The organism is Micromonospora palythoicola, from assembly GCF_036689795.1.
Taxonomy (GTDB): domain Bacteria; phylum Actinomycetota; class Actinomycetes; order Mycobacteriales; family Micromonosporaceae; genus Micromonospora; species Micromonospora palythoicola.
The window spans coordinates 40742-49858 of sequence record NZ_JBAGKI010000044.1; the positions used below are offsets into that span (position 1 = coordinate 40742).

Below are 9117 nucleotides of genomic sequence, written 5' to 3' on the forward strand. Positions count from 1 at the left end.
GACCGTCGCACCCGGGCCAGGAGGATGGCATTCATGTTCCGTACCGTTCGGGCCGCGCTCGTCGCGGCCGTGCTGACCCTGGTCGCGGTGGTGGTCCCGGTGGGGCCGGCCACGGCGGCCGCCAGTTGCTCGACCTCGTCGTCCCAGGCGATCGTGGGCGGCTATCGAGTCATCATCCGCTGCGGCGACGCGGGTTACATCCACGGCTTCGGCCGTACGCTCAGCGACGCGAACCTGGAGGCGCTGCGTCTGTACCAGCTCTACCTCACCTACGGCGTGAGCTGCCGGGGTTCGCTCGTCGACTCCCTGGTGGGCGGGTTCGACGTGCAGATCTACTGCCCGGGCTCCTACACCAACGGCTTCGGCAGCAATCTCACCGACGCCGCGGCCGAGGCCCGGGAACTCGTGACGATGAGACTGTCGGGCGGCCCGGACTGCGACGGCACCACCGTCGCGGCGATCGTGGGCGGCTACCGGGTGACGCTCTTCTGCACCGTACGGTACGTCCGTGGCCAGGGCAGCACGCTCACGGAGGCCGCACAGATCGCCCGGTTCACCGCGGCCCTCGGCTGACCGGGAGCACGCGGGACGCCGCCCGGCCGGCGAGCCGCTTCGGCAGTAGCCTGGTCGGTGACCGTCCCACACCACCGGGAGGACCGCATGACCACGGGCGAACGGGTGCTGGACAGCCCCACGAACTGGGTCGCCGAGCACATCAACCGCTACGTCGAGACCGACGGTGCCGAGGGGCACGAGTGGCGACCGGGCGTCTTCACGCTGCTGCTGACCACCCGTGGGCGGCGCAGTGGCGCGTTGCGGCGTACCGCCTTGATCTACGGCCGGTCCGGCGACGCGTACGCGGTGGTCGCCTCCCAGGGCGGGGCCCCGCAGCACCCGGCCTGGTATCTCAACCTGCTGGCCGAGCCGCAGGTCGAGGTGCAGGTCGGTGCCGACCGGTTCACCGCTCGGGCGCGCCCGGCCACGCCCGAGGAGAAGGCGCGGCTGTGGCCGGTGATGACCGCGATCTGGCCGGCCTACGACGACTACCAGGCGAAGACCGACCGGGACATCCCGGTGGTACTGCTCGAACGTGCCTGACGAGACGACCGGGGAGGACGAACGATGCCCGCTTTCGCCTTGGCGCACCTGCGCAACCCGCAGGTCAACGAGGACATTCTGACCTACCTGGAGCGGATCCAGGCCACCCTGGAGCCCTTCGGCGGCCGGTTCGTGGTGCACGGCCCGGAGGTGGACGTACGCGAGGGGGAGTGGCCGGGCAGCGTGGTCATCCTCGAGTTCCCCGATCGGCAGCGGGCCCACGCCTGGTACGACTCGCCGGCGTACCAGGAGATCCTGCCGCTGCGGACGCGGCACATCGACGCCTCGGCGATCATCTTCGACGGGGTGGATCCGGGCTACGACCCCGGCCGGACCGCGGCGGCGCTGCGGGCAAAGGCCCCGACCGGCTGAGCCAACGGGACAGTTTGTCCGTCACTGCGGGTCCACCGGGTCGTAACGTCCTGCTGTCCGTGTTCGACTGTCCTGTGTGGAGGCCAGGCCGATGAACAGCAGCAGCAGTACGGTCCGTCCCGCCCCGCCCTCCGGCGAGCGGCCCGGGGTGGGGCTGCGGGATATTCCGCTGCCGCCGTACGTGACCGCCGAGGATGCCCAGTTCGCCGTGCGGGCTGTCGTGGTGCACGCACCCCGACGCTGGTCCGGGGGAACGGTCTGCCGTAACGACGCCAGCCCCCACCCGTGCCGGCTGCACCGGTGGGGTACCCGGGTGCTCGCGCTACGCGGCCTGCGTGACGCCGACATCGCCGCGCTCATCGAACGCGGCGACCCCGCTGCCACGTTGCCGCCCCGGCCCGCCTGAGCGGCGCGAGAGGCGGGTCAGTGCGCACGAGGCCCAACTGGCACCGATACCCGCCCAGCGGGCCGTCATGCCTCGTGTCGCGCTGACATCGCTCTATTTGACGGACGCCTCGGCAGCGGGCACCGTGGGGGCTGGAGGGGCCTTGAGCTGCCCCGATGTGGCGGTGGATGGCACCGCCCGGGAGCCCAGAAACCCACGAGGAGTCCCACCATGCTCACGATGACCGACAATGCCGTCCTGGTGATCCGTGATCTCGCCGCCCAGCAGGACGTCTCCGAGGGCGGCGGGGTACGCATCGCCGCGGACACCACCGCCGGCTCGCTCAGCGTCGAGCTGGTACCCGCCCCGGTCGAGGGGGACCAGGTGGTCGACAACCAGGGCGCCCGGATTTTTCTCGATTCCGACGCGGCCGACCTGCTCGGTGACGCCTCGGTCGACGCGACCGTGGACGACGAGGGCGTCGTGCAGTTCGGGTTCACCGAGAAGGAGTAGACCGGGCCAGCGCGTTCAACACGTGGGCCAGATGGTGGGAGGTGCTCCACGCCATCCAGTTGGTCGCCGAGCCCGCCCCGGCACCCCGGCGTGCCCGGCGCGAGATCTCCTGGTCGCCCCAGGAGAAGCTCGCGCCGGTCGGCGGCCAGTGCGGGCCCGACACCAGCGTGCGGCACAGGTCCGCGACCCGCTGATCACCCTGACCTCGACGGCGCGACCAGCGGTGGATCAACCAGACGCCGTCGCCGGTGTACGGGACCGTCAGGTGGCGGTCGACGGTGGGCTGGGGCGTGGTCGAGGCCACGCCGTAGTCGCCGAAGGTGACGCCCAGGTCGGCCAGTCGTTGCCAGAGCAGCCAGTCCCAGCGGTCCACCCGTACCGGCTCGTCAATGGGCAGCCGGGACAGTGCCGGTGGCATGCCACCGGCGACCACGCTCACCGAACGCCAGGTGTGTCGGCGGGTCCAGTCCAGCATCCGCCGGACCCGGGGCTCGACCAGCCGGACGTCCGCCGGGCAGCACACGTCGCCGCAGTCGAGCACCAGATCACACTGCTCCGGGACCAGCCGCGCGTGTCTGCCGATCCGCTCCACGGCCACGGTGGTGGCGTCGGGGCCGGCCCGGTCCCGACGTAGCCGCAGGCGCACCACGGCCCGCTGGGTCTGTGCCCGGGCCGTGGCACCGAGCGCCGCCAACCGCCGCTCGCCGTCCGCCAGCCCGATCACCGGCACCAGTGGTACGCCCCGGCGGGTCAGCACGGACGCCGTCGTGTCGGGCAGGGCACCGAACTCGACGGCGGGCCGCAGCCCCGGCGGCAACCGGGTCAGCGCGTCGAGGACGTTTCTGTCGAGTTCGGACAGTTGCAGGATCGGGCTGAGCAGCGGGGCGAGGGCGTCATCGAGGTGGCCGAGCGCTTCCAGTTCCCCGCGCCGGGCGGCGAGGACGGGACGGTAGACCGGCTCCTCCGCCCGTCCTCCAGGGGCGGGCATCATAATTAAATGTAGCCAGCCGATTACCCACCTCACAGGGCGGGAGAGCGGGAATTCACCGGACAGGTGTCAACTCCCCGACTATCCTCGCGCGGTGTCTCACGCACCGACCAGGTACCGGTCCGCCGACGAGGACAGCGCCCGCTGGCAGGGTTTTCCCTTCCGCCCCGGTGACATCGTGATCAGCACGCGCTCCAAGAGCGGGACGACCTGGATGCAGATGATCTGCGCCCTGCTGGTGCTGCGTACGCCGGAACTGCCGGCGCCACTGACCGAGCTGTCACCCTGGCTCGACTGGTTGGTCGAGCCGCCGGAGCGGGTGTACGCCCGGCTGGCCGCCCAGCGGCACCGGCGCTTCATCAAGACCCACACTCCGCTGGACGGGGTGCCGAGTGATTCCCGGGTGCACTACGTGGTGGTGGCCCGGCATCCGCTCGACGCGGCGGTCTCGCTGCACCACCAGGGGGCCAATCTGGATCGTGCCCGGCTCGCCGAGCTGACCGGCCAGCCCGGGCCGTCGGAGCCGGCCCGCCCCCGTCCGCCGGTCGAACAGGCGCTCGTACGCTGGATCGACGCGGATCCGGATCCGCGTGCCGAACTGGACTCGCTGCCGGGTGTCCTGTGGCACCTGGGCGACGCCTGGGCACGTCGGCACCAACCGAACGTGCACCTCGTCCACTACGACGACCTTCGCGTCGACCTGGCCGGGCAGATGCGGCGCCTGGCCGAGCGCCTGGGCCTCGAACCGCCCGGACCTGAGCTGGTGGAGGCGGCCACCTTCGACCGGATGCGGGCCCGCGCCGACCGGCTCGCGCCGGACGCCGCCGGCATCCTGAAGGACCGCAACGCCTTCTTCCGCAGCGGTCGGTCCGGTCAGGGCCGCGCGCTGCTCGACGCGGCCGCTCGGGCCCGCTACCACTCCCGGGCCGCCGCTCTGGCTCCGCCGGACCTGCTCGCCTGGCTGCACCGAACCGAGGCGTGAAGACGCGGGCACCCCCGCAGCGGGGTGCCGCCGCGGGGGTGCCGGTGGGTTGTCACCGACCCGAGGGGTTCGGGTCAGTCGTCGTCCCGGTCGTCATCGTCATCGTCATCGTCGTCCTCGTCATCGCGGTCGTCCTCGTCGTCGTCCGCCGGCTCCTGCTCGGCCTTGACCACCTCACCGGACTGCCGGTCGACGTCGATCTCGTGCTCGGTACCGCCATTGACGATCTCGACCTCCCAGACGCCCCGGCCGTTCTCCTCGTCCCGGTCGGTCTCGGTGATCCGTCCACCACCGGCCTGCGCCAGCGCGATCTCACCGGCCCGTTCCCGACTCACCGCGTCACCCTCCGTGGCCGGCTGGGTCTGCGCCGGAGTGCTGGGTGCCACGCTGGTCGGGTCGGCGGTGGCGGTGGTGCCGGTCGGGTCCGGGGCCGTGGCGCCGGTGGTGCCGTCGGGGAGACCCGCGGTCGTCGGGGCTCCGGTCGCGGCGGTCAGGGTGGTCCGCCGTGCCTGGCTGTCGTCCGCCGCCGCGACGCCGAGGAACACCCCGGCCACCGTGAGCACCGCCGCCGCGCCGCCGACCGACGCCAGGATCAGGGGATTGCGCTTCATCGTTCCGCACCTCTCCTCGGTTGTCGCATCGAGGATCGGTCGGGCCGCGATAGCGGCGCGCTGTCCGAACCCTAAGCCCCGGTTAAGACCGGATCTGCGCACGAAGAGTGACGGCGCCCGTTGCTCGTGGGGCTCACGGAAGAGTCACGGATCCCGCCAGCTCTCCGGGGCGTCTCTCGACACCGCCGACGTGCCGCGCCCAGGTGCGGCGGGGGTCATGCCTGGCCGAGCCAGAGGGTCACCTCGGCACCGCCGCCGGGCCGTTCGCCGAGTACCAGCCGGCCGCCGCTGGCCTGGGCCGCCCGGCGGGCGATGTCCAGCCCGAGTCCGGTCGACCCTGCCCGGCTCGCGCCCCGGAGCACCGAGTCGGCCGCGATGCCGGGGCCCTCGTCGGCGACCGTCAGGACCACCTGGTCGCCGACGGTACGGAGCCGGACGGCGAAAGGCGTGCCGTCCGGAGTGTGCGCGAAGACGTTGCCGAGCAGGGCGTCCAGCGCGGCGGCCAACTCGTCGGCCGCGACGACGACCGGAACCGGACCGGGGACCAGGTCGAGGTCGACGGCACGGCCGGTCTCCTCCGCCAGCACCGACCAGAAGGTGACCCGATCGGCCACGGTGGCGGCGGCGTCGGCGACCACCGCGCCGTCGGTGGGGGCACGCCAGCGGGCCTGCCGGATCAGACCGGTGACCGCCCGCTCCAGTCCGTCCACGGCGCCGATCACCCGGGTGGCGTCCTGCGGGTCGCGTAGTGACTCGGCCTCCAGGCGCAGGGCGGTCAGCGGCGTACGTAGCCGGTGCGACAGGTCGGCCACCTGTTCCCGCTCCTGCACCAGCAACTCCTGGATCCGGCCGGCGAGGTGGTTGAGGGCACCGCCCACCTCGCGCAGCTCCGCCGGCCCGGACGGCCGCACCCGCGCGTCCAGTTCGGCGTTGGCCAGCCGGTGCGAGACCTCGGACAGCTCGCCGATCGGCCGGACCAGCGTGCGGGCCAGGCGGTCGGCGACGGCCAGGGCGATCAGCACCAGCAGCGTGCCGAGCAGGGCCAGCACCGACCAGGCACGTCCCACCCCGGCGGTCATCTCCGCCCGTGGCACCACGGTGCGGATCACGGTGGTGCCGTCCGCGCGACCCTGCACCGCGATGACCACCTCTCGACCGTCGGCCGTCTCGGCGGTGAGGCTCTGTCCCCGGCCGGCCAACTCCACCGCCGGGGTGCGGGGGGCGTCCGAGCCCAGCACCGTGCCGTCCGGCAGGAACACGCTGACCGGCCGGGCCGATTCGGCGGCGAGCTGTTCGACGGTCAGCCGTACGGTCTCCGGGTCGGCGGTGCCCACCACGGGAACGAGGCTCTGCGCGTCGGCGGTGGCCCGCACCGTCGCCCGGTCCTCGGCGGCGGTGCGCAGCAGCAACGCCAGCGGCACCAGGAAGGCGATCACGATGAGGACGCTGACCGCGGCGACCAGCAGGGCCAGGCGGGCCCTCACCCGTCGACCTCCGGGGTGACCAGGCGCACCCCGACCCCGCGTACGGTGTGCAGGTAGCGCGGACGCTGGGCGCTCTCGCCGAGCTTGCGGCGCAGCCAGGACAGGTGCACGTCCACGGTCTTGTCCGCCCCGCCGTACGGGATCTGCCACACCTCGGTCAGCAACTCCCGTTTGGTCACCACCTCACCGACCCGGGTGGCCAGATGCCGCAACAGATCGAACTCGCGCGGGGTCAACTCGACCGGTTCGCCGTCGAGGTCGACCTGCCGGGAGCGGGGGTCGATCCGCAGACCGCCGACCACCACCGTCGGATCCACCGGCTGCCCGCCGGGTCCGCGGCGGAGCACCGCGCGTACCCGCGCGTCGAGTTGGGCGGCGGTGAACGGCTTGACCACGTAGTCGTCGGCTCCCGCGTCGAGCACCCGGACGATCTCCCGCTCGTCGTCGCGGGCGGTGGCCACGATGACCGGTACGGCGCTGACGGCCCGCAGCATCCGCAGCAGCTCACGCCCGTCCAGGTCGGGCAGCCCGAGGTCGAGCACCACGAGATCGGGGCGATCGTCGAGGGCGTCACGCAGCCCGGTCATCGCGGTGGAGGCGGCGGCCACGGCGTGTCCCCGCTCGCGCAGCGCCCGCACCAGCGGGGCACGGATGGTCAGGTCGTCCTCGATCAGCAGCAGGCGGGCCACAGCAGGCAGGGTATCCCCGGCGATCGTCACCGGCCCGCTCCGTTAACCCTCCCTTAGCGTTGCCCGAAGGTCACCCCGACCGCCGATCGGGGATAGTCGGGTGATGGGCCGTCGAACCTTGCTCGCCGTGGCCGGATGGCTGGCCACCGCGGTCGTCGCCACCCTGATCGGGCTCGCCGCGATCCGGCTGGTCGGTGAGAGCCTCACCGGGACGCCGGGTGGGGTCCGCAGCCAGGAGGAGATCGCCCGCGCGCTCGCCGAACCGGCGCCGGTCGGTACCGATCCGCCCGGTGGCGTGCCGACCGGCACCCCGGCGTCCGGCAGTACGACGACCGGTACCGACCCCAGCGGGTCGCCGTCGAGCCCGGTGTCTCCGGCCGACCCGAACGCGGAGTCGGGCAACCGCCGCGGCTTCTCCACCACGGGCGGCAGCGCGGTGGCCGAGTGTCGGCCCGACGGGGTCTACCTGGTTTCCTGGAGCGCCCGACCGGGTTACCGGGTCGACGACGTCGATCGTGGCCCGGACGACGACGCGGACGTGACGTTCGTCGGCCCGAGCGGCGAGTACGAGCTGTCCGTGCGGTGCGTGGGCGGGGTACCCGCGCTCGACCCCGACAATGACTGAGTCGCGCACACGTTTCCGGCGTCGCCGCAGGTCAAAGACATGATCGTTACGCCGAATGTCCTTGATCGGACAGCCGATCGCCTGGCTACCGGCGGGGAACGCGACATACGTTCGAGGCACAAAGGGGGCTGATCGGCGCTGACCCCCCTTTAGCCGTCGCAACCAACTCAACATGCCATGGCCGCTCGACCGGGCCGGGGAAGGAGTCCGATGTCCAGCGCGAGAGCCAGGAGCAGCGGGGTTCCCCAGCCCGTACCGGGGGACGAGGCCACGGCCCACGCCGAGGCCGAACACACCACCTGCGCCGGCGCCGGCATGCCACTGACCGCCAGAGTCCTGTTCGCCGTGGTCAGCGCCGATGGTCTCCTGGTCCGCGGGCTGGGCGCGGCGGCGGCCAACCGGTTGCGGACCGGGATGTACCAGGTGGTGTTCGACCAGGACGTCACCGGTGCCAGCCTGGTCGGCACCGTCGGCCTCACGGGCAGCTCCGGGTTGGCCCCCGCCGGTCAGATCGCGGTTGCCGGGCGTACCGGCATTCCGAACGCCGTCTTCGTGACCACCTTCGACGGTGCCGGGTCGGCCGCCGACCGCCCCTTTCACCTGGCCGTGCTCTCCTGAGCACCCCGAGGCGCAGACGAGCGCGCGGCGCCGTTGACCCGAGGGTCGAAACCGCGCCGCGCTCGGCCGTCTCCCACCGCCGCAGCCGTACGGCGGTACGTCAGCGGGGACCTGGCATGACCGGTCGAACCGGTCGGTGGTGTCGATCCCCGATCGGCGTCGGTCCAAACCCCGGGGCAGTGTTCAATTCCACCATCTGCGAAGCACGGCGTGGCGGGGCCCCGGATGGGGTATGTGTCGGGGCATGGAGCACTTCACTATCGCGACCGTCGCCGAGAAGAGCCCGGACTTCCGGCGCGTGCTGTGGACCGGGAAGCACACCCAGCTGGTGATCATGACGATCCCGCCGGGCGGCGAGATCGGTGAGGAGGTCCATGAGGACATCGACCAGATCCTGACCTTCGTCAGTGGCACCGGTGAGGCGCAGGTGGCCGGTGAGAAGCGCGAGGTGGTGCAGGGCGACCTGGTGGTCGTACCGGCCGGCACCCGGCACAACTTCGTCAACACCGGCCCGAACCCGCTGGTGCTGTACACCGTCTACGGGCCGCCGGAGCACGCCGACCAGGCCGTGCACCACACCAAGGAGGAGGCCGACGCCGCGGAGGCGGCGGGCGAGGACGAGCCGCCGACCTCCTGACCCGTCCCGCCGGCCCGGCTCACCCCGGCCGGCGGACCACCGCGGCCGCCGGATGAGCCCCCCGATCGCGGGTACGCCGCGCGCCTGGAGCAGCCGGCGAACTCCGACTACGGAT

General features: G+C 72.5%; 13 protein-coding genes. 9 read left to right on the plus strand and 4 right to left on the minus strand.

Features of this window, described 5'->3' with window-relative positions; translation table 11 throughout:
* The first annotated feature begins 33 nt into the window (after positions 1 to 33).
* The 5 genes from V5O40_RS19225 to V5O40_RS19245 all read left to right on the plus strand — a co-directional run bounded on the left by V5O40_RS19225 (position 34) and on the right by V5O40_RS19245 (position 2368).
* Positions 34 to 573, plus strand: coding sequence for a hypothetical protein (locus V5O40_RS19225; protein WP_332906750.1), 540 nt, complete (start codon positions 34 to 36; stop codon positions 571 to 573).
* 87 nt (positions 574 to 660) lie between these two features.
* Positions 661 to 1098: a nitroreductase family deazaflavin-dependent oxidoreductase gene (locus tag V5O40_RS19230; protein WP_332906751.1), complete on the plus strand. Its 438-nt coding sequence runs from the start codon at positions 661 to 663 to the stop codon at positions 1096 to 1098.
* Between the two features lie 24 nt (positions 1099 to 1122).
* Positions 1123 to 1470, plus strand: a complete 348-nt coding sequence (locus V5O40_RS19235; protein WP_332906752.1) for a DUF1330 domain-containing protein — start codon at positions 1123 to 1125, stop codon at positions 1468 to 1470.
* A 91-nt stretch (positions 1471 to 1561) separates the two neighbouring features.
* Positions 1562 to 1876, plus strand: a complete 315-nt coding sequence (locus tag V5O40_RS19240) for a hypothetical protein (RefSeq protein ID WP_332906753.1) — start codon at positions 1562 to 1564, stop codon at positions 1874 to 1876.
* A gap of 210 nt (positions 1877 to 2086) precedes the next feature.
* Positions 2087 to 2368 carry an adhesin gene (locus tag V5O40_RS19245; protein ID WP_269739618.1) on the plus strand — a complete coding sequence of 94 codons (282 nt, stop codon included), beginning with the start codon at positions 2087 to 2089 and terminating at the stop codon, positions 2366 to 2368.
* Here V5O40_RS19245 and V5O40_RS19250 read toward each other — a convergent pair.
* On the minus strand, positions 2352 to 3356 hold the full coding sequence (locus V5O40_RS19250) for a beta family protein (RefSeq protein WP_332906754.1): 1005 nt from the start codon (positions 3354 to 3356) through the stop codon (positions 2352 to 2354). The two genes, V5O40_RS19245 and V5O40_RS19250, sit on opposite strands and share 17 nt — an antisense overlap.
* Before the next feature lie 94 nt (positions 3357 to 3450).
* Here V5O40_RS19250 and V5O40_RS19255 point away from each other — a divergent pair, with 94 nt between their 5' ends.
* Entirely contained in the window at positions 3451 to 4338 is an 888-nt protein-coding gene (locus V5O40_RS19255) for a sulfotransferase domain-containing protein (RefSeq protein WP_332906755.1), read from the plus strand.
* A 74-nt stretch (positions 4339 to 4412) separates the two neighbouring features.
* On the opposite strand, the gene V5O40_RS19260 is transcribed toward V5O40_RS19255, so the two are convergent.
* The 3 genes from V5O40_RS19260 to V5O40_RS19270 form a co-directional block, all read right to left on the minus strand.
* Entirely contained in the window at positions 4413 to 4949 is a 537-nt protein-coding gene (locus V5O40_RS19260) for a PepSY domain-containing protein (RefSeq protein ID WP_332906756.1), read from the minus strand.
* 215 nt (positions 4950 to 5164) lie between these two features.
* Positions 5165 to 6433, minus strand: coding sequence for a sensor histidine kinase (locus V5O40_RS19265; protein WP_332906757.1), 1269 nt, complete (start codon positions 6431 to 6433; stop codon positions 5165 to 5167).
* The gene (locus tag V5O40_RS19270; protein WP_332906758.1) at positions 6430 to 7122 is read right to left on the minus strand and encodes a response regulator transcription factor; all 693 of its coding nucleotides are present in this window, start codon (positions 7120 to 7122) and stop codon (positions 6430 to 6432) included. Before V5O40_RS19270 ends, V5O40_RS19265 begins: the two co-directional genes overlap by 4 nt.
* Before the next feature lie 103 nt (positions 7123 to 7225).
* Here V5O40_RS19270 and V5O40_RS19275 point away from each other — a divergent pair, with 103 nt between their 5' ends.
* The 3 genes from V5O40_RS19275 to V5O40_RS19285 all read left to right on the plus strand — a co-directional run bounded on the left by V5O40_RS19275 (position 7226) and on the right by V5O40_RS19285 (position 9002).
* Positions 7226 to 7747 carry a septum formation initiator gene (locus tag V5O40_RS19275; RefSeq protein ID WP_332906759.1) on the plus strand — a complete coding sequence of 174 codons (522 nt, stop codon included), beginning with the start codon at positions 7226 to 7228 and terminating at the stop codon, positions 7745 to 7747.
* Between the two features lie 210 nt (positions 7748 to 7957).
* A complete protein-coding gene (locus tag V5O40_RS19280; RefSeq protein WP_332906760.1) occupies positions 7958 to 8365 on the plus strand; it encodes a hypothetical protein in 408 nt (135 codons plus the stop codon).
* Positions 8366 to 8597: 232 nt separating this feature from the next.
* Entirely contained in the window at positions 8598 to 9002 is a 405-nt protein-coding gene (locus tag V5O40_RS19285; RefSeq protein ID WP_408631908.1) for a cupin domain-containing protein, read from the plus strand.
* Positions 9003 to 9117: the final 115 nt, after the last annotated feature.